The sequence below is a fragment of the Rhizobium terricola genome, assembly GCF_012927355.1.
GTDB classification, from domain to species: Bacteria; Pseudomonadota; Alphaproteobacteria; order Rhizobiales; family Rhizobiaceae; genus Allorhizobium; species Allorhizobium terricola.
The window spans coordinates 1-18,018 of sequence record NZ_JABBGK010000011.1; the positions used below are offsets into that span (position 1 = coordinate 1).

Sequence of the window (18,018 nt, forward strand, 5' to 3'; positions counted from 1 at the left end):
ACGGCGGACGGAGACCCTTGCTCTCCCACGGGCTTGCTGTCCCAAAGGGAATTCGGTCTCCCATCCGCCACCGCAACCGGCATTACATAGCCGAATGCGCCATTTGGGAAGTTACAAGGGGACGGCCGCGGCGGTGCCACTCGTTCCTTCTCCCCGTCAGAACGGGGAGAAGGTGCCGGCAGGCGGATGAGGGGCAGGTGCTGAGGGATAGCGGCAGGCGGATGAGGAGTGGAGTGCCTACGAGGAGCGAAGGACCGCAAGACGCGGAGCCCTTTCATCCCGCCTCACCGTGCCGATGAACGACGGGACGAGACCCGTCGGCCTTACTTGTTCTGCAAGAGCCACATCTTGCCGGCCATGGTGATGCCATGGGCGGACTGGTCTGCGGCGCTGTCGCTGTTCAGCACCTGCAGGAGCCCGTGTTCGCGCAGTTCGTTGACCGTGGCGGTCCTCACCGACTTGATCTTCTGCGGCCGCTCCTTGAAGCGGTCGGTCCGCGCATAGGTCACCTGGGCATTGAGATGCGTGAAGCTGTTGCCTTCGGCGGGAAAGAGGTCGCCGTCCTTGGCGAGTTTCAGTCCGCGGATCTGGACGGGGGTGAGTTCGAGCATGATAGGTCCTTGAAATAGTGTCTTGATGTAGGAAGCGCGGTGCGGCCGGTCAGGCGGCCATCGCGCGGTGTGCTTCGCGGAAGGAGAGGAGCCGTCCGCGTTTTTCGTCCCAGACTGCGAGCTTCACGCAGGAAAGGCTGTCGCGGATCGTGATACGGCCGATCCCGGCGAGTTCCGGATGGTTGCGCAGCACTTCCGGCAGGCGGTAATAGGGAATGCGGCTCGCCAGGTGATGGACGTGATGGATGCCGATGTTACCGGTCAGCCAGCGCAGCGCCAGCGGCAGGTCGTAATGCGAGGCGCCGTGCAGGGCCGCCTTCGGGAACTGCCATTCCTCGCTCTTCGACCAGTGCGTTTCCTCGAACTGGTGCTGCACGTAGAACAGCCAGATGCCGACGGCGCCGGCGATCAGCACGACCGGCAGATGGATGACGAGGAAAGGCACGAGACCGACGGCCCAGATCATCAGGGCGCAGACCACGGCGATCGAAAGATTGGTGCCCATGGTCGAGATCCACGGCATCGCGCCGTCCTTCATCATGCCGAAGGGAAGCCGCTGCTTGATGAGGAAGATGTAGGCCGGGCCGATGCCGAACATCACGACCGGATGGCGATAGAGGCGGTAAGCGAGCCGGCCGCGCGGCGAAAGCGCCCGATACTCTTCGAGCGTCAGCGTGGTGATGTCGCCGATGCCGCGCTCGTCGAGGTTTCCCGCCGAGGCGTGGTGGATCGCGTGCGCCCGCCGCCAGTAGCCGTAAGGAGTGAGCGTCAGGACGCCGATCAGCCGGCCGGTCCAGTCGTCGAGCCCGCGACGGGCAAAGAACGAGCCGTGGCCGCAATCGTGCTGGATCATGAACAGGCGCAGCAGGAAGATGCCGGCCGGAATGATGGCGATGAGGCCGGGCCAGAAGCCGTTGACATAGGAGAGATAGGCGAGCGCCCAGAAGAGCATGAACGGCACCAGCGTCACGACCAGCTCGAAAACGCTGCGCTTCAGCCGCGGCTGGCGATAGCGCGCGAGGATCTTCAGCCACGCCGCGACATTGTCTTCGCCAGGAGTGGCGGGAGCACTGATGGAGACATTGACGTTCATGTTCGTAAGGTCCGATCCGTGGGGTCTGCTCAGATCCGTGGTGAGACGGTCGCCCCGGCAGGGCTCTTACCGCCGCAGGCGGGCGCATCCGTGCCGGGCTTTTCGTCGCGGCCGCGGTGTCGGCGTCCGACCGGTTCCGCGGATGCAAAAAAGGCCAGACATTCGCCTGGCCTTCTCGGCGCATTCACCTGCCATGCCGGAAGATCCGGGTCATGGCCGGTCGAAGCCTCAGGCGGCCTGCAGCTGGCCGGCGGACATCTTGCCCGACTTGCGGTCGCGTTCCAGCTCGAAGCTGACCTTCTGGCCTTCGACCAGATCGCTCATGCCGGCGCGCTGTACGGCCGAGATGTGGACGAAGACGTCTGCTTCGCCGTTGTCCGGCTGGATGAAGCCGAAGCCCTTGGTGGTGTTGAACCATTTTACGGTGCCGGTGGTCATGAAAAACCCTTTCTTGGCAAGATTGACTGCCGCCGGGCGACGCACGGCGGTTGTTTCGACTTTTGAGAGAGGGAAGTTCGTCCAGAGGCGCGGGGCGCCATAAACAACTATCGGCAAACAAGCATCGATGAGCGTAGATACACATCCCATGGGCCTCTTGTCAACTTATTGTTTGTGTTCTTTTTATGTGCGCCCAGGAGTTGAATTCGCAATTGTGAAAATGCCAAGGCGTGGTTGTGCCGAGCGTCGCAGCGGAGGAGGGAATGGCCGGGGCGGTGCCGCTTGTTCCTTCTCCCCGTAAGACGGGGAGAAGGTGCCGCCCCTTCGACTGGCTCAGGAGGCGAATGAGAGGCAAGTGCCGGATGACCGACCGCCACCGGTCAACGAAGGCTGCCCGGTGAGCCGATCATGGCGGCGCCGGGGGAGGGGAATGCGCAGAAAGGCGTGGCGGCCCTTACCGCCTGAGGCTGCCGAGAATGCCGCGCACCAGGGCCCGGCCGACCGAGGTCGCGACGGAACGCGCCGCACTCTTCATTGCCGCCTCGATCACCGTCTCGCGCTGGTAGCCGGAGCTCTTGCGCGCCGTGGTCTTGGTCTGGCGGTCGTCATCCTCGGCCTCCGTGCCGAAGCCCGGCAGCGACCAGCGGCCGGCCGCACTGTTGTCTTCGCCCGCCTTCTGCTCCTCGGCGCGGCGCGCGGCTTCCGCTTCCGCCGCCTTGCGGGCGCGCTCGGTGAGGATCTCGAAGGCCGATTCCCGGTCGAGGTCCTTGTCGTAGAGGCCGGCGACCGGGCTCACATTGATGACCGCCTGGCGCTCGCCGTCCGAAAGCGGCCCGACGCGTCCCGACGGCGGACGCACCAGCGTGCGTTCGACGATCGACGGTGCGCCCTTGCCCTCGAGCGTCGAGATCAGCGCCTCGCCGGTGCCGAGCGTGGTGATCGCGGTGGCGCAGTCGAAAGCGGGGTTGGGGCGGAAGGTGTCGGCGGCGGTCTTCACCGCCTTCTGCTCGCGCGGCGTATAGGCGCGCAGCGCATGCTGCACGCGGTTGCCGAGCTGGGCGAGCACGGTTTCGGGAACGTCGAGCGGGTTCTGCGTGACGAAATAGACGCCCACACCCTTAGAGCGGATCAGCCGCACCACCTGCTCGACGCGCTCGACCAGAACCTTCGGCGCGTCGTTGAACAGCAGATGCGCCTCGTCGAAGAAGAACACCAGCTTCGGCTTGTCGGGATCGCCCACCTCCGGCAGTTCCTCGAACAGCTCCGAGAGCATCCACAGCAGGAAGGTCGCATAAAGCCGCGGGTTCATCATCAGCTTGTCGGCGGCGAGCACCGAGATCGCGCCGCGCCCGTCATTGGTGGTGCGCATGATGTCGGAGATCTTCAGCGCCGGCTCGCCGAAGAAGTTTTCCGCCCCCTGCTGCTCCAGCACCAGCAGCCCGCGCTGCAGCGAGCCGACCGACGACTTGGAGATCAGGCCGAACTGGTTGGAGAGTTCTGTGGCATGCTCGCCCATGTAGTTGAGCAGCGCCTGCAGGTCTTTGAGGTCCATCAGCGCCAGCCCGCCCTGGTCGGCGATCTTGAAGGCGATGTTCAACACGCCTTCCTGCGCCTCGGACGCATCCATCAGCCGGGCGAGCAGCAGCGGGCCCATCTCGGCGATGGTGGTGCGCACCCGGTGGCCCTTCTCGCCGTAGAGATCCCAGAAGATCACCGGGAATTCCTGGAAGGCAAAGTCGCTGAAACCGATCTGCTCGGCCCGCTTCGTCACCCAGTCCTTGGCCTCGCCCATCGCGGCGATGCCGGACAGGTCGCCCTTGATGTCGGCGGCGAAGACAGGCACGCCGGCATTGGAAAAGCTTTCCGCCAGCACCTGCAGCGTCACCGTCTTGCCGGTGCCGGTCGCACCCGTGACGAGGCCGTGGCGGTTGCCGAACCTGAGGTCGAGATATTCGCCCTTGTTGAGGCTGTCGTCCGGATTGCGGCTGGTGCCGATATAGAGTTTCCCGTCCTCAAGCATGCCTCTTCTTCCCCGGTTGCTTCGGCGCTACGGCGGCATTTCTTGCGCCGCAAGGCCTTCATCGATTCATCACCTTGCCCTTATAAGGATAGTGTGAAACATCGACAACAGCGCTGCCAACCGGCCGGTCGGGGAAAACAGCGGATCGCCCGTCTCGGGCGCTTGAGTTCGCCGGACAGTTCAATTACTTTGACGTCAACGTCAATCTTTGCCCAGGAGCAAGACCATGAGTGATCTCGTAAACCGCATCGCCGACAGTGTCGGCATCGAGCAGGAAACCGCTGAAAAGGCCCTCGGCATGATGCTCGGCTTCCTCCAGCGCGAAGCGGCCGACGGCCCGGTCGCCAAGATGATCGAAGCCATCCCCGGCGCGCTGGACCTCGTGGCCAAGCACAACGGCGAAGGCGAAGGCAAGGGCCTCCTCGGCGGCCTGATGAGCGCGCTCGGCGGCGGCGGCATCATGGGCCTCGGCCAGCAGCTGATGTCCCAGGGCCTCGGCATGGGTGAAATCTCCAAGCTCGCCAAGGAAACCATCGCGGTCGCCCGCGAATATGCCGGCGACGAAGTCGTCGACGAAGTCGTCGCCTCGGTTCCGGGCTTGAGCCAGTTCGTCTGAGCGACACCGGGACAAACGGATTTTTGCAAAGAAAAGCCGCCGGGGCGACCCGGCGGTTTTTTTGTGTCTGGGGGAGGGGGCGATTGGCGAGACAGTTTTGCGCCAATTACAGTCACGAAAGCGTGGCCTACCGATCTGGATAACAGCGCTTCACTTTTTGAGGCTCTTGAGTGGGGTCTTGGCCAACGATCTGGACCAGCCCGAAGGTTGCCATTCGGAAAGTTCTCCAATCTCCTTCAAGATTGTCCACCTTTCAATTACTATTCTACCCCTCGTATCATCGATCTTCGCGGCAAACTCCGTCATCCGAGCCGCCAGCGCCGTCGTCTCGACGAGAAAGATTTCGTCCGAGGGACTTGCTTCGGATTTGCAGACGCCGGGCGGACCAACGATCAGTACCCCCTCCCAGGCCTTCTCGCCTTCATTGTCCTTGAGCCACTGGATATGGTTTAAGGACTGGCCAACCTCGCTCTTACTGTACTCGGCAGGGGCGTTCTTTTCCGTCTTAAGCTCGAATGCCACGCAGCCGGCGGAATCGGGGTCCATCCATATGACATCGGGGCCTTTGCCCCATTCGTTGTCAGGTCTAGACGCATCAAATCCTAGAAGCTCCCCGTACAGCCTGACCGCTTCCTCCTTGGCGTTGGAGGTCGCGCTCTTGTCGAGCAGTATCCTGGCTTGTTGCTTGAGCTTCCAAACCAAGTCACCGAGTGCCTGGGGTCCATGGTGGTTTGTCGCGAGCAAGACTCTCTGAAGAGCCGTTTTTGCGCCTTCGGCCACGGCCTTGACGTCGGCATCGTTGCGGAAGGGAACGTTCAGCCACGCGGACAGTCGGGATCGAGCCTTCTTGTAGTGCGCACTCGCTGTTTCATTGTCACCCGCGTTTTCGTAAGTCGCGCCGAGCCAAACCGAGTACCAACCAGCCAACTTAGCATCAGCCATGGCGGTGGCGTCGAGAGCATCGAGCAAGGCCTTCCGAGCTCCTTCGACGTCGCCTTGCCACATCTTGGTCATAAACTCGCACTCGGCCACGGCGGACGTGGCCAACTGCGCCTCGCGCTCCTTAACCTTTGCTAGAGCGTCCTCTGACACCTCAAGTCCGTCCACGGTTTCCCGATAGAACTGTAGCCATCCAGCATCACGGGAGATGACCTGCGATATCAGAGAAGCGATCGCCTCTGGATCGCCCTTGTCCATGCCCTCTTGGACTGTCTGGCCGAGGATAACTTGTTTTCTGATCAGTGGTGGAAGCAGGGCAACGTTGCGTTCGGTCTTGAGCCAAACATTGAGGTCGCCTCCTTGTATGAGGAACGCCCCATAGTCGCTTCTGCCCCGGTTGATGCGGCCAAGCAGCTGCGTGATCCGCCCGGCCATCTTGGTAGAGAAGAGGTTGCTGAGCGATAGGTGCTGAAACAGGTACTGGTCCATCAGGCTGGTGCCGGACGGAGCCCCGTCGATGAGCATCACCCGGCACGTGTCCTGAGGAAGATCGATGCCGTCAATACGCGACACCAAGATGAACGCGCCAGACGACGCCTTCCTAAAGTTTTGGAGCTCGGCCGAGAAATTCGCCTTGGCGGGTGGAGTGCCGATGTGTTTCCACGCTTGCGCTTTAGGATAGGACGGAACGGACACTAGTAGCTTGTTCTTCTTTAGAACCTCGGCCGCGACCTCCTTCTTGTCGGGCTTGTCTTTGAAGAGACTGCTAAGGAGGATCAGCCGCTCACCGTTGCCCGCGTCGTTGTCGGGAGCGATCTGATTTGTGATCCTTCGACCGAAGCCGCGGACGAAGTCGGTCTCAAACTCCAAGGTCGCCGACAGGTACACACGTCGCACGCCTTTTCCGAGGAAGTCGTAAACGCCCGTGGGAATGAACGGCGGGGTGATCTCAATGGCATTTGACGAAATCAAGATGGCGCAGTTCCCAATGTTTTCCCAGAGCCTTAGGGTCGGGAAGAACAGGTCGCTTTTTCTCCAATCATTGACCCTCTTAATGGCTTCGAGGATTTGGTCTCTGCATCTATACGCGGTGGCGGGTGGGCACATTGTCACCTGCGCGCCGTGCTGTTCGAGGACTGCGCCGAGTTGCGGTCCTTTGTTAAGCTTCTCGAATTCAGGCCGAACCATTGCGATGATGTCCGAGAAGAGCGTCGGATACGTCTCCTTGGAAATCGACAAGGTGAATGCATCCCTAATCATGCGCTCAGCGACGTGGGCGTCGTCGAAAATGACCCCCGCAGGCGACTTCTCCTTGCTGAAGGTAGAATTCGCGGTGAACAGGGCCTGATAGGTCGTGATGCAAAACGCCTTTCCCGTCTCGAACCGATCATCGGAGAAATTCCCGTGTGCACGGGTGGTGTAAGGTATCCCTAGGCGGTCGCATTCCCGCGCGGTTTGCTCCACGAGATCGATGGTGCTGCATGCAAAAACAATAGGGCCGATTTGCTCATTAACCAGACTCTGGGCGATCAACACGCCGACGATGGATTTTCCGGCGCCCGTGTTGAGCAGTACGGCATTGTCGTGCTTGTCGCGCGCTGAATGCCAGCGCTGCAATGCTTCAGCCTGTCCCTTCCATAGATCATTGGGGGCGTTACTGAGGTTCGGCGTTCTGGCGAAAATCTCAATTGGATCAGTCGGAGCCGAGTTGGCTTTGGGGCGAGACAGTTTATTGAAGTCAATCATGGCGTTTCCTCTCTCGTCCTGCCTATCTCAAACTCATGATACAATGTTAACGGATTCTGCGCCCCTTATACAACTTTGAAATGTGTTGCCTCCTGTAGGCGCTGGGTTCCGCCCTATCCTTAATCTCAAATCATACCTCGAAGTCTGCTTTCGCGCCGATTGTCCATTCGCGAACAGTCTGTTGCCCGTCTCACCTCGGTAGTCAAATTTGGACAGCTCCCCCACCCCCACTACACTATCTACACTGGACGCCCGTCCGGCCCGGTCGCATAATCGCTGGCCGGAGGACCTGTGATGTCCAAGGATGGCTATCAGCAGTTTTGTCCCGTCGCCAAGGCCTGCGAGGTGCTCGAGCCGCGCTGGACGCTCCTGCTCTTGTGCGAGATGTGGGCGGGGTCGCTGCGTTTCAACGAGATCCACCGCGGCGTGCCGGGCATGTCGCCGACGCTGATGTCGAAGCGGCTGCGCGAGATGGAGCAGCGCGGCCTGGTCCAGCGCCTGCATAACGTGGACACCGGCGAGATCCACTACCGCACCACCGAGATGGCCGACGAGCTGCAGCCGATCGTCCATGCGCTCGGCCAGTGGGCGCATCGCTACATCGACGCCGACGTGACGCTGGAAAACCTTGATGCGCGGCTCCTGATGTGGAACATGCGCCGCAAGGTCGATGTCGCCCGCCTGCCGTCGGGCCGTCGCAGCGTCATCAAGTTCTCCTTTCCCGAACTGCCGCGCGACGAGCAGGACTACTGGCTGATGTCGCGGCCGGGCCTGCCGGTCGATCTCTGCCTCATCGATCCGGGCCATGATGTCGACCTCTTCGTCATCGCCGACCTGAAGGCGATGACGTCCGCCTGGATGGGCCATTCGAGCCTCGGCGCGGAAGTGTCGAAGGGCCGCATCTCGCTGGTCGGCGACCAGCGCCTCGCCGCCTCGATCGGCGACTGGATGGTGCGCAGCGCCTTTGCCGCCTGACCGACGGCATCTTTCCGCCCCCCGCTCCAGAAGCGTCTCCTGCCGCCGTCCTTGCCGGGACCGGCCGGCGTCAGGCGCGGCGCGCCCCGTGCCTGTGCCTGCCCATCCTGGGCCCGCACTCCTGAAACTGTAGCGGTCCGCTACAGTTTCTACACTGGCCGGCGTTCCGCCCCATGCGGCACAGTGTGAAGCATGGACAGGCCGAACGCGGAAGAAACCGCTGCGGCGCCGCTTTCCGCCCGTCCAAAAATCGCAATCGACAACGACATGAGGGGCAGGATCGCCGCGGCATCGCGGCGTCGCCCCGCCCCTGTTTCAAGGAGAAATGACATGCATGCCAATCTTGCTTCCGTTGCACCGGCTGCCTCCGGTGTCGATCTTGCCGCCGTCAAGGCCCGCCAGCAGGCCGCCTGGGCCTCCGGCGACTATGCGGTCGTCGGCACCACGCTGCAGATCGTCGGCGAGGACCTCTGCGAGGCGCTCGACCTGCGCGCCGGCGAACGCGTGCTCGACGTCGCCGCCGGCAACGGCAATGCGACGCTCGCCGCCGCCCGCCGCTGGGCCGAGGTCACCTCGACCGACTATGTCCCGGCGCTGCTCGACCGGGCCCGTGCCCGCGCGCTCGCCGACGGGCTGAAGGTCGATTTCCGCACCGCCGACGCCGAAGCCTTGCCCTTTGCCGACAAGAGCTTCGACGTGGTGATGTCGACCTTCGGCGTGATGTTCACCCCCGACCAGGACAAGGCCGCCGCCGAGATGCTCAGGGTGCTGCGCCCGGGCGGCCGCCTCGGCCTTGCCAACTGGACGCCGCAGAGTTTTGTCGGTGAGCTGTTCAAGACCATCGGCCGCCACCTGCCGCCGCCGCCGGGCGTCCGCTCGCCGGCGCTCTGGGGCACGCGCGAGCGGCTCGACGAGCTCTTCGGCGGCGCCGGAAAGCTCAAGGTGACGCCGAAAACCTTCACCTTCCGCTACCGCTCGCCCGCCCATTGGCTGGAGGTCTTCCGCAGCTGGTACGGCCCGGTCCACAAGGCGTTTGAAAACCTCCCCGGCGCCGGCGAGCGCAAGGCTCTCGAAGACGACATCTTCGCCCTCATCGCCCGCTTCAACCGCGCCTCCGACGGCACCATGGTCGCCCCGAGCGACTATCTCGAGGTCGTGCTCGTCAAGGCCTGAGGCGAGGGGCGGGGGTAAGGAGAGGGGGGCCGCCTTCGCACCGAATGGAAAAGCCGGCGGATCGTCTCCGCCGGCTTTTCGCCGTCGGCAGGCCTGTCGCCAACCCCCCGCCGTAGTGTGATCTCAATCTCAAGACCGTCACAACAACCTGTGCTAGTGTCGCGCCCGCATTTTCGGGTTTAGCCACGGCGACAAGGATCAAGCTATGCGTTTTCTTTCCCTCTTTTGCATTCTGCTTTTCACCTTCGGCCTCATGCCCGCCCATGCCCGCGATGTCGCGGGCGGGAAGGACCATCCGCTGGTCGGGCGTTATGAAGAGGCGGTGATGACGCTCTACAAGACGCGCGACTATGAGGAGCAGCGGCTGCTGGTGAAGCCGATCAGAAGCGCCGACATGCGGGCTGCCGCCGGCAAGCGCCTGTCGCCGGCCAACACGCTTGCCATCGCCGGCAAGGCCTATCGCATCCGCTATGAAGGTCCGGCCGGTCGCTCGGCGCTCGAGGTCGCCCGCAATTTCCAGGCCGACATGAAGGCCAAGGGCTTCCAGATCCTCTTCGAATGCCGCGGCAAGGATTGCTCGGACGGCGGCGGGTCGGAACTCTATTTCGCCCTTCACGACGAAAGCCCGATGGGCACCGGCGACATCCATTCGAGCCCCGACACCCAGGTTTACACGGCCCTGAAGCTCACCCGCCCGGAAGGCGACGTCTATGCCTCGGTCTATGTGATCGACTTCGCCAAGAAGCCGGAAGTGCTGGTCGACGTGATCGAGACCCAGCCGATGGAAGAGGACAAGATCGTTTTCGTCGACGCCGCCGAAATGGAACGCCAGATCGCCGCCAACGGCCGCGTCTCGCTCTATGGCATCCTGTTTGATTTCGACAAGGCGACGATCAAGCCGGAATCGAAGCCCACCCTCGACGAGATCGCCAAGTTCCTGACGTCCTCGCCCGACATCAAGGTCGTGGTCGCCGGCCACACCGACGCCAAGGGCGGCTTCGACTACAATGTCGACCTGTCGAAGAGGCGGGCCGAGGCGGTCGTCGCGGCACTTGCCGCCTCCGGCATTTCCGCCGGCCGGATGAAGCCCTTCGGCGCCGGCATGGCCGCCCCCGTCGCCACCAACGACAGCGAGCCCGGCCGCACGAAGAACCGCCGCGTCGAACTGGTCAAGGCGCTGGAGTTCTGAGCCGGCCCGGCTTGGAAGGATAGGCGGTGAGGGATAGGCTTGCCCGTGGAAAATCCCGCGGGCGAGCCGGTCCTCCGGTCTCGGCCGCCGCCTCAATCCTCCTCGACCACCACCAGGTCGGGCACGCCGTCCATCTCGAAACGGATGCGGCCGCGGTCGGCGCGGGTAATCCGGATCGGGCCGCCCTTTTCCTCGAGACGGCGGCGGAGCAGGATCAGCCGTGTCTCGAGATTGTCCTTGAAGTCGGGCAGTTGCAGGCTGCGGTCGCGGCGAATTTCGCGGTTGAGGAAGTCCTGCCGGCCGCTTACCGCATATTCCTCGACGAAATGCTTGAGCAGCCGCCCCGGAACGCCGCGGATCACATAGTCCTGGTCGATGAAGACCGAGCCGTCGCGCGGATAGAAGCGGATCGACACCGTCTCCGCCGCGCGCCCGGTCGTCTCGTCCGGTGTCGGGCCTGCCACCTCGTCGCCTTCGGGGCGTTCGCGCTCCTGGCCCGCGAGCGTCAGGGCAAGCGCCAGGTGCCCGGCGAGAATGGAAAGGGCTTCCTCGTCGCGGTGGCGGAAGGCGAAGGAGCGTTCGGCTTCCACGAACAGCACGCCGACCAGCTGTCCCTGCGCCACCATCGGCACCGCCATCTGGCTGAGCGGCACTTCGAGCGCCGGCAGCGGCAGGGGATCGGCCCCGGTGATGCCGCTGGCCGAGCCGACCGCGTTCACGTAACGCCGGCTGCGGCGCAGGTCGCTGATCCGGATCGGTCGGTGGGTTGCTGCCGCCATGCCGATGACGCCGCTGCCGAAGGCGACTTCCGAGCCGAAGCCGAAGCGGTCGTAGCCGTGGCTGGCGATCGTCGTCAGCTGCAGTCTCTCGTTGTCCGGCACCAGCACCATCGAATGGCTGAAGCCGAAATGCGTCTCGAGCCCGGTCAGCGCCCGGTCGAGCAGGCGTTCGGCATCCGTCTCGCCGCAGAGTTCCGCGGCCAGCCGGCACGTCAGGTCGAGATGGTCGCGCGCGTCGCGGGCTCCCGGCACCGGCAGTTCGAGCGGATGGGCGGCCGGCACCGCGCGGCAGTCCTCGACGCGGTAGATATCCAGGGCCCGGAGCTTCATGATGCCGCCCATGCCCTGCTCGACGCTCATCACCTCGAGATGGCCGGCGACCCGGTCGAAGGTCTCGCCGGCGGTCTCCGAGCGATCGTAAGTGAGGTCGAGGATATATTGCTGGCCGCTGTGGCCGTCGACCACCATCACGGTCGCGAGCCCGTTCGCCGCGACATTCACCGCCGTCTTGGAGAAGAACTGGTTGGAGAGCGCCACATGCCCGTCGTCGATGTAGTAGACGTGGGAGAGATAGGAGGCGTTCGGCATGCCTTCGCTGTCGGTCGTGGCGATCACCGAGGGGATGACGCCTTCGAAGGCGTCGCGGATGGTGCTGAGCCGGATCATCGGGCGCCTTCTTCCGGCGCGCCGAGGCGGCGACCGGCTTCCGGTCCCGGCGTCTGCACGAAGAGGTCGCGCGGCAGGAAGGTGATGTGCATCAGGTCGCGATCGCTGAGCGTGCTCGAAAGCTGCAGCCGGCTGACCCCGAGCGCGCCCATCACCGACAGCATGTCGGTCACGTATTGGGCGCCGCGGGCCTGCTCGATCGCGTCGGTCGGGCGCACCTCCATGATCGGCCCCTTGATCTGGTAGGCGCGGTAATCGTCCGGCTTGACGAAGGTCGCCGAGAGCGGCGTGCCGGGCAGGGCATGCGCCACCGCATCCGGCCACTGGCTCGCCGAAACGAGAAGCGAGATGCCGCCGCGCTGGCTGTCGAAGCGTGCGCCGGTCGCCCGCCCGATCATCGGGCGATGCGCCTCGTTGCGCGTGGCGATGAGGATCATCACCCGCCCTTCGATGAAACTTGCTACCCCGGCCTCGATCACCCGACATCCCCCGTCCGTGCGGCAATCCTAGGAAGATAGGAAAATTTTAGCAACGCGAGATCGGTCTTAGGAAGCATTTAGGAAGCGGCTTGCCGGGCGCCGTCCTATGAGCCTCTCACCGCGCCGCCGCCCTGTCCTGATGCCGGCGCCAACCACAGAGGAAGAACCCGATGACACACCATGTTTCCATGACCGATATCCCCGATCTCGACGGCCGCTACGATTTCTACGGCGCCATCCACAAGGGCCTGCGCAAGGCCGGCTGCGACATGCTCGGCCGGCTCGGTGCCGCCGACTACGAAAATCCCGAGGAAGCCGAAAGCGTGCTGGCGCAGCTGCGCACCTTCATCACGCTGGCGGCCGACCACGTGATGCACGAGGACCACCACGTCCACGGCCTCCTGCAGCAGCGCGGCTATTCGACCGAAACCGTCGACCACCAGCATGACGACCACCGTCTCGCCTTCGATCAGCTGGAGGCGCTTGTTGCCGCGGTCGAGAAGGCCTGGCCGGTCAACAAGCGTGCCGCCGGCCGCAAGCTCTACCTCGCCTTCGCCGCCTATCTTTCCGAAGATCTGGCCCACATGCACGAGGAAGAGACCGAGACGGCGACGCAGCTGTGGAAGAACTTCACCGACGACGAGATCCTGGCGATCGAGATGCGCATCGTCGCCTCGATGTCGCCGGAGAAGAACATGGCCTTCATGCGCCTGATGATCCCGGCGATGAACCCGTCCGAACGGGCCGCCCTTCTCGGCGCCGTGCGCACCGGTGCGCCCCCGGAGGTATTCAACGCCATCATGGAGTTTGCCGTTCGTCCGAGCCTTTCCGAACGGGCCTTCGGCGATCTCGCCACCCGGCTGAAACTTGCCGCCTGAATGCGGCCCGACAATAATGAAGGACATTTCCGATGCACAGGCTTGCCCTGCTTCTTCTCCTCGCCGCCCCGATACCGGCCCTCGCTGGCCAGCCGGCGAAACCGGCGCCGAGCGGCACCTATGTCACCGATCCGGCGCATACCAGCCTGACCTGGAGGATCAGCCATTTTGGCCTGTCGAACTACACGGCCCGGTTTGCGACGGTCACTGCCAATCTGGAGTGGGATGCCGAGCATCCGGCCGAATCCGACCTTGCGGTGACCGTTGATCCCAATTCGGTGCGGACGGATTTCCCGTTCCCCAAGGTCGAGGATTTCGACGCCAAGATCGGCAGCGCGCCGGAATTCCTCGCGGGTAAGCCGATCGCCTTCGTTGCGAAGGCGATTGCGCTCACCGGCGCGAACACCGGCACGATCAAGGGAGACCTCACCTTCCGCGGCGAGACCCATCCGATGACGCTCGATGTCAGGTTCAACGGCTCGGTCGGCGAACACCCGATGGACAAGCTGCCGCGCCTCGGCTTTTCCGCGACCGGCAAGGTCCACCGGACCGACTGGGGTCTCGACTTCGCCGTGCCGGCGCTCGGCGAGGATGTCGAGCTCGTGATCGAGGCGGAATTTGTCCCGCCGAAGTCGTGAAGGATACCAAAGGGGAGGGCGGCCCGGCCGCCCTCATTCCGCCGGGCGGCGGCCTGACCCGGTGCCGACGCACTCCGCCAGGAAGCTGGCGGTTGCAGCGATCGGCGTGCTGCCGCGCAGGTCCTCGTGATAGGTGATGTAGGCGTCGCGGCGGACCTCATCGGTCTCGCCGCCGATCGCCTGAAGCCCGGCTGCGGCCGCAGCGAAATCCGGCAGCACGGCAAGGCCGGCCCCTGCCGCGGCGGCGGCACATTGCAGGCCGAGGTCGTTGGTGCGCAGCACGATCGCGCGCTCGGCTGCCATCTGTTTCAGCCACGCCTGCTGCGGGGTGTCGTCGAGCAGTTCGTCAAAGGCGATGAATACGTAATCGGCCGGCTCGCGCGATCGGAGATAGGCCGGCGAGCCGTAAAGCCGGTAACAGACCTGGCCCGCCTTGCGGATCACCAGCTGCGGATCCGAGGGCCGGCTGAGCCGCACGGCGATATCCGCCTCGCGCCGGGTCAGCGAGACGTTGCGCGCCTCCGTCCCGATATGCAGGCGGATATGGGCATGCTCCGCGTAGAAGGCCGGCAGGCGCGGAGCAATCAGCGATGCGGCGAGCACCGGCGGTGCGCTCACCGAAATCTCGACCGGCGTCTCACCCGCCGCCTCGATAAGCCCGCGCTCCAGGGCAAAGACCTCGGCCTCCATGCGCCGCGCATGTTCGGCGATCCTCAACCCCTGCCCGGTGAGCAGATAGCGGCGGGCGCGGCGGTCGAACAGCCTGAGCCCGCTCTTCTCCTCGAGCGCCGCCACGCGCCGGGCGACCGTCGCATGATCGACCTTCAGTGTGCGGGCCGCGGCCGAAAGCGAACGATGATCGGCAAGAGCCACGAAGTATCGCAGGTCGTCCCAGTCGAGCATTGTGCATATTCGCCCAATTGATGTGTCTTCTTGGGGAATAGCGCGCAACGGCGTCCTCAGGCAAGAGAGGCGCATCGACAACCCTGTGACAAGGAATTCACCCATGTCCGATCCCAAGCCCGATCTCATGTCCGCCGGGCGCCTGCGCCGTATCGTTCGCCTGACCATCACCCCCGGCCGGGGCGGAGAGGCGCGCGCTGCCCTTGCCACGCTTCGTGACGCCACGCTCATGGAACCGGGCTGCGAAGAATTCGATTTCTACCAGCAGATCACCGACCCGGATCAATTCATCCTGATCGAGGATTTCGCCGACGATGCGGCGCTGACCCTCCATATGGAAAAGCCCTATACGCGCGCTTTCTTCGATCTTGGCCTGCTGAAGGGCGGCGTTCCGATCGCCAGGGCGTGGCTGTCATGAACCAGATTTCGCCAGCCGCGCCGACACCGCGCAAGGCCCGGACCTTCAGGCTCCGACGGCTTCCGTCTGCAAGCCGGGTCGTCGTCATGCCGATGATCCTGTCCTTGCTGATGTCGGGCATCGTCGCCTCGATCGCCACCCTCAGGGCGATCGGCCTCGCCCCGGATCTCGCCGCCGCCATCCTCAAGGCCTGGGCCATGTCCTATGTGATCGCCTGTCCCTCGGCCATGCTCGTGATGCCGCTCGTCCGCCGCATCGTCGACCACCTGGTCGAACCGCCGGGCGCCAGTCGGTAGGGCCGGAGATGCAGAGGGCTGGCGATCGTCAGCCCTTCTCCGCCAGCCAGTCGCGCAAGGCGGCTCACTTCTGGTTCGCCTGGATCATGGCCGGAAGCCGGGCCAAAAGGGTGCCAAGAATGGCGAGGTTGATGATGTAACGGACGGTTCTATAGACGAGCGAGGGATCCTTGATGCAGGCGTCGTAGCCTGGGATCATGTTGATGAGAAGCAAGGCAAACCGATAGGGCCCGTATGGCGACTGAGAGCATTGGTCGTCGTTGTAGCCAAATGACGTGAACGGCAGCAGCAGCGTCGTGCTCGTCATGTAAAGGGCCGCGATAAGGCAAAGCGCGAGGATCAGCGGCTTGGGACCGGCATAAACGGTTTCGAACGGATTGGGCATGGTGAAGCCCCCGCGTCCCATCGCCAACTCCGCGGAAACCATTCCCTGGAGGCCGAGAATAACCAGGGACAACTCGCCGAATGCGATGACCAGTGAGACATGGGCGAGCGCCGAAAGCATCCACGACGCCAGTGCCGGGAGATGGTTCGAATACTCGTCGGTCAGGATGCAGATGCTGCAAATGGCCATCAGCACGAGCAAGGCTCGGATGGGATGCAGTCTGCTTCCACCGGCTCCCGAGCCGAAGAATACACGCCGAATGATCACGATGGTCCCCCGAATATTTCGCTGATGTCCAAACCGCTGAGGATGAACAGTGCGCCGTAGAGTTCGTAGGTGAAGGTCTCGTTGTTGTGCCCCTCGACGGAGAGATCGGCCAGCCGTTTCTGGGACAGGCGGCCCGGGTCATCCGGCTCGATGATCCAGAAGCCCGATGAAGGCTGCCGCTTTCGTGACATCATCCTTAGAAATTTACGGCCGAGGTCTTCTTCGAGTCTGCTGTATTCCCCCGCCTCGCGGACGATGCCCTCGTCATAGTGCCGGTCGATACGGTCGCAGATTTCCTCGGCGGTCAGGTTATGGAATTTCGTCACGAAGAAGAACTGCGGCTTGCCCGGTCGCTTCAACTCCCTGACGAATGCGTAGGGAACGATCGAATATTCTCGGGAATCGCGGGGAAAGCCGGTCTCGTACCAGATCTCCCGCCGCATCGCTTCCGTCAGGTTGGCGCAGAACAGCTCGGTTGACTGCTGCTCGGCGGCGGTTTCGATGTCGCTCCACTCCAGAACCCCTGAGGAAAAGCAGTGCCAGCCCTTGTTCATTGCCCCAAGCCGAACCTGCACGTCGTCCGGGCGCAGCTTCTGCCGATTGAAGTTGCGGTACCGGGCGATGATCTTGTTGTTCGCGTCGAGCGCGACGGTCGCCACCCCGATCGTGTTGGCCTGCACGCACCGGCTCAAGGGTTTCAGCCTGCCGTCGGCTTCGGTGTCCATCTGGCGGCAGGTCTTGCCCTCGAACGGGCTCCGGGTGTCCTCGTTGAGTCTTGCTGAAATGGGCAATTCGATCTCGCGATCGGCGGTGATGTTCGTGCCGATCTGATCCAGATAGGTGGCCTTGGCGATCGTGATTGTTTCACCGTCCAGGCTGCAAAGCCGGACGGTGTCATTGATCTCGCATTGCGCGAGCGAGGCGTCGAACCGACTGTGGAATCGGGAGAAATTCGGATTGGCATCTTCCGGCGACGCCGCGACGTTCAGCCGTCCGATCTCGGCATTCGCCTGCTTGACGATATGGGGCCGGAGGTCCGGATGGGGCAGCCAGTATCCGGCCTCGTTGCAGTTGCTACGGTCCACCCGAAGCCTGAGCGCGGCGGCGTCGATGCCTGAACACGGTCCCGTCTCGCCGAACCTGACCAGGATCGGATCCGTGTACCAGAAGAGCTTGTCGATGCTTTTCCTGTAGAAGGGGTGAAATTGCCGAAGTGATTTCAGCGTTTCCGCGAGCTCGATCTTTTGCGGAATCGGAATCTCATCCATTCGGGTCTATTCCTGAAATGTAGGGCTGAAATCGTGGATCGGTTCAAGTCTCCGTACTTTCAGTGTCTTCCGCCTGTCTTTCAAGGGGACTGTTGTGCAGGGCCGCTAAAATACGCCTACGCCCCCCCAATCCCAGTCCGGCGCCAGATGCCCCGGGCTGAGGGGCCGGCCGTGGGAGAGGGCGGCCGAGAACATGGCCGTCTGGTCGAGATAAGGATGGTCACGACCGGCGTCCACGAGC

At 63.5% G+C, this 18,018-nt stretch carries 18 protein-coding genes; 8 read left to right on the forward strand and 10 right to left on the reverse strand.

From position 1 onward, the window contains the following. Nucleotides 1-323: 323 nt before the first annotated feature. From HHL25_RS22940 to HHL25_RS22955, 4 genes are all read right to left on the reverse strand, one after another. Complete coding sequence (locus HHL25_RS22940; protein WP_169595572.1) at nucleotides 324-611, reverse strand: hypothetical protein; 288 nt, start codon at nucleotides 609-611, stop codon at nucleotides 324-326. Nucleotides 612-660: 49 nt separating this feature from the next. Next, a complete protein-coding gene (locus HHL25_RS22945) occupies nucleotides 661-1,704 on the reverse strand; it encodes a fatty acid desaturase (RefSeq protein WP_169595573.1) in 1,044 nt (347 codons plus the stop codon). A gap of 228 nt (nucleotides 1,705-1,932) precedes the next feature. Beyond that, on the reverse strand, nucleotides 1,933-2,142 hold the full coding sequence (locus HHL25_RS22950; RefSeq protein ID WP_169595574.1) for a cold-shock protein: 210 nt from the start codon (nucleotides 2,140-2,142) through the stop codon (nucleotides 1,933-1,935). Nucleotides 2,143-2,596: 454 nt separating this feature from the next. Continuing rightward, nucleotides 2,597-4,162, reverse strand: a complete 1,566-nt coding sequence (locus tag HHL25_RS22955; RefSeq protein WP_169595575.1) for a helicase HerA-like C-terminal domain-containing protein — start codon at nucleotides 4,160-4,162, stop codon at nucleotides 2,597-2,599. Between the two features lie 226 nt (nucleotides 4,163-4,388). Here HHL25_RS22955 and HHL25_RS22960 point away from each other — a divergent pair, with 226 nt between their 5' ends. Beyond that, nucleotides 4,389-4,778: a hypothetical protein gene (locus HHL25_RS22960; protein WP_169595576.1), complete on the forward strand. Its 390-nt coding sequence runs from the start codon at nucleotides 4,389-4,391 to the stop codon at nucleotides 4,776-4,778. A gap of 150 nt (nucleotides 4,779-4,928) precedes the next feature. Here the strand turns inward: HHL25_RS22960 and HHL25_RS22965 are convergent, their stop codons facing one another. Further along, nucleotides 4,929-7,463, reverse strand: coding sequence for a DEAD/DEAH box helicase family protein (locus tag HHL25_RS22965; RefSeq protein ID WP_169595577.1), 2,535 nt, complete (start codon nucleotides 7,461-7,463; stop codon nucleotides 4,929-4,931). A 294-nt stretch (nucleotides 7,464-7,757) separates the two neighbouring features. On the opposite strand from HHL25_RS22965, the gene HHL25_RS22970 reads away from it, so the two are divergent. The 3 genes from HHL25_RS22970 (at nucleotide 7,758) to HHL25_RS22980 (ending at nucleotide 10,800) form a co-directional block, all read left to right on the forward strand. Further along, nucleotides 7,758-8,438 (forward strand): winged helix-turn-helix transcriptional regulator, encoded by a 681-nt coding sequence (locus HHL25_RS22970; RefSeq protein ID WP_169595578.1) that lies wholly within the window; start codon nucleotides 7,758-7,760, stop codon nucleotides 8,436-8,438. Between the two features lie 330 nt (nucleotides 8,439-8,768). Further along, the gene (locus tag HHL25_RS22975; RefSeq protein ID WP_169595579.1) at nucleotides 8,769-9,611 is read left to right on the forward strand and encodes a class I SAM-dependent methyltransferase; all 843 of its coding nucleotides are present in this window, start codon (nucleotides 8,769-8,771) and stop codon (nucleotides 9,609-9,611) included. A 205-nt stretch (nucleotides 9,612-9,816) separates the two neighbouring features. Further along, nucleotides 9,817-10,800 carry an OmpA family protein gene (locus HHL25_RS22980; protein ID WP_169595580.1) on the forward strand — a complete coding sequence of 328 codons (984 nt, stop codon included), beginning with the start codon at nucleotides 9,817-9,819 and terminating at the stop codon, nucleotides 10,798-10,800. Between the two features lie 92 nt (nucleotides 10,801-10,892). Here HHL25_RS22980 and HHL25_RS22985 read toward each other — a convergent pair whose 3' ends face one another. Continuing rightward, entirely contained in the window at nucleotides 10,893-12,245 is a 1,353-nt protein-coding gene (locus HHL25_RS22985) for a GAF domain-containing protein (RefSeq protein WP_169595581.1), read from the reverse strand. After that, a complete protein-coding gene (locus HHL25_RS22990) occupies nucleotides 12,242-12,682 on the reverse strand; it encodes a hypothetical protein (protein ID WP_205927996.1) in 441 nt (146 codons plus the stop codon). The genes HHL25_RS22985 and HHL25_RS22990 overlap by 4 nt, the downstream gene beginning before the upstream one ends. Nucleotides 12,683-12,894: 212 nt before the next feature. On the opposite strand from HHL25_RS22990, the gene HHL25_RS22995 reads away from it, so the two are divergent. Next, nucleotides 12,895-13,602, forward strand: a complete 708-nt coding sequence (locus HHL25_RS22995) for a hemerythrin domain-containing protein (protein WP_169595583.1) — start codon at nucleotides 12,895-12,897, stop codon at nucleotides 13,600-13,602. A gap of 32 nt (nucleotides 13,603-13,634) precedes the next feature. Then, the gene (locus HHL25_RS23000) at nucleotides 13,635-14,240 is read left to right on the forward strand and encodes a YceI family protein (protein WP_169595584.1); all 606 of its coding nucleotides are present in this window, start codon (nucleotides 13,635-13,637) and stop codon (nucleotides 14,238-14,240) included. A gap of 33 nt (nucleotides 14,241-14,273) precedes the next feature. Here HHL25_RS23000 and HHL25_RS23005 read toward each other — a convergent pair whose 3' ends face one another. Further along, complete coding sequence (locus HHL25_RS23005) at nucleotides 14,274-15,143, reverse strand: LysR family transcriptional regulator (protein ID WP_169595585.1); 870 nt, start codon at nucleotides 15,141-15,143, stop codon at nucleotides 14,274-14,276. Nucleotides 15,144-15,246: 103 nt separating this feature from the next. Between HHL25_RS23005 and HHL25_RS23010 the strand changes: the two genes are divergently transcribed. After that, nucleotides 15,247-15,561, forward strand: coding sequence for a putative quinol monooxygenase (locus HHL25_RS23010; protein WP_205927997.1), 315 nt, complete (start codon nucleotides 15,247-15,249; stop codon nucleotides 15,559-15,561). Continuing rightward, complete coding sequence (locus HHL25_RS23015) at nucleotides 15,558-15,857, forward strand: DUF2798 domain-containing protein (RefSeq protein ID WP_169595586.1); 300 nt, start codon at nucleotides 15,558-15,560, stop codon at nucleotides 15,855-15,857. The genes HHL25_RS23010 and HHL25_RS23015 overlap by 4 nt, the downstream gene beginning before the upstream one ends. Before the next feature lie 64 nt (nucleotides 15,858-15,921). Here HHL25_RS23015 and HHL25_RS23020 read toward each other — a convergent pair whose 3' ends face one another. Further along, nucleotides 15,922-16,509, reverse strand: a complete 588-nt coding sequence (locus tag HHL25_RS23020) for a hypothetical protein (RefSeq protein WP_169595587.1) — start codon at nucleotides 16,507-16,509, stop codon at nucleotides 15,922-15,924. Next, nucleotides 16,506-17,777 carry a hypothetical protein gene (locus HHL25_RS23025; protein ID WP_169595588.1) on the reverse strand — a complete coding sequence of 424 codons (1,272 nt, stop codon included), beginning with the start codon at nucleotides 17,775-17,777 and terminating at the stop codon, nucleotides 16,506-16,508. The genes HHL25_RS23020 and HHL25_RS23025 overlap by 4 nt, the downstream gene beginning before the upstream one ends. Nucleotides 17,778-18,018 lie beyond the last annotated feature (241 nt).

What these genes read in the sequence shown, in the direction of transcription:
- HHL25_RS22970 (WP_169595578.1), top strand. Translation starts at nt 7,758, where the DNA reads ATGTCCAAGGATGGCTATCAGCAGTTTTGTCCCGTCGCCAAGGCCTGC.
- HHL25_RS23015 (WP_169595586.1), top strand. Translation starts at nt 15,558, where the DNA reads ATGAACCAGATTTCGCCAGCCGCGCCGACACCGCGCAAGGCCCGGACC.
- HHL25_RS22965 (WP_169595577.1), bottom strand. Translation starts at nt 7,463, where the DNA reads ATGATTGACTTCAATAAACTGTCTCGCCCCAAAGCCAACTCGGCTCCG.
- HHL25_RS23005 (WP_169595585.1), bottom strand. Translation starts at nt 15,143, where the DNA reads ATGCTCGACTGGGACGACCTGCGATACTTCGTGGCTCTTGCCGATCAT.
- HHL25_RS22995 (WP_169595583.1), top strand. Translation starts at nt 12,895, where the DNA reads ATGACACACCATGTTTCCATGACCGATATCCCCGATCTCGACGGCCGC.
- HHL25_RS22985 (WP_169595581.1), bottom strand. Translation starts at nt 12,245, where the DNA reads ATGATCCGGCTCAGCACCATCCGCGACGCCTTCGAAGGCGTCATCCCC.
- HHL25_RS22990 (WP_205927996.1), bottom strand. Translation starts at nt 12,682, where the DNA reads ATGATCCTCATCGCCACGCGCAACGAGGCGCATCGCCCGATGATCGGG.
- HHL25_RS22980 (WP_169595580.1), top strand. Translation starts at nt 9,817, where the DNA reads ATGCGTTTTCTTTCCCTCTTTTGCATTCTGCTTTTCACCTTCGGCCTC.
- HHL25_RS23025 (WP_169595588.1), bottom strand. Translation starts at nt 17,777, where the DNA reads ATGGATGAGATTCCGATTCCGCAAAAGATCGAGCTCGCGGAAACGCTG.
- HHL25_RS22945 (WP_169595573.1), bottom strand. Translation starts at nt 1,704, where the DNA reads ATGAACGTCAATGTCTCCATCAGTGCTCCCGCCACTCCTGGCGAAGAC.
- HHL25_RS23010 (WP_205927997.1), top strand. Translation starts at nt 15,247, where the DNA reads ATGTCCGATCCCAAGCCCGATCTCATGTCCGCCGGGCGCCTGCGCCGT.
- HHL25_RS22960 (WP_169595576.1), top strand. Translation starts at nt 4,389, where the DNA reads ATGAGTGATCTCGTAAACCGCATCGCCGACAGTGTCGGCATCGAGCAG.
- HHL25_RS22955 (WP_169595575.1), bottom strand. Translation starts at nt 4,162, where the DNA reads ATGCTTGAGGACGGGAAACTCTATATCGGCACCAGCCGCAATCCGGAC.
- HHL25_RS22940 (WP_169595572.1), bottom strand. Translation starts at nt 611, where the DNA reads ATGCTCGAACTCACCCCCGTCCAGATCCGCGGACTGAAACTCGCCAAG.
- HHL25_RS22950 (WP_169595574.1), bottom strand. Translation starts at nt 2,142, where the DNA reads ATGACCACCGGCACCGTAAAATGGTTCAACACCACCAAGGGCTTCGGC.
- HHL25_RS23000 (WP_169595584.1), top strand. Translation starts at nt 13,635, where the DNA reads ATGCACAGGCTTGCCCTGCTTCTTCTCCTCGCCGCCCCGATACCGGCC.
- HHL25_RS22975 (WP_169595579.1), top strand. Translation starts at nt 8,769, where the DNA reads ATGCATGCCAATCTTGCTTCCGTTGCACCGGCTGCCTCCGGTGTCGAT.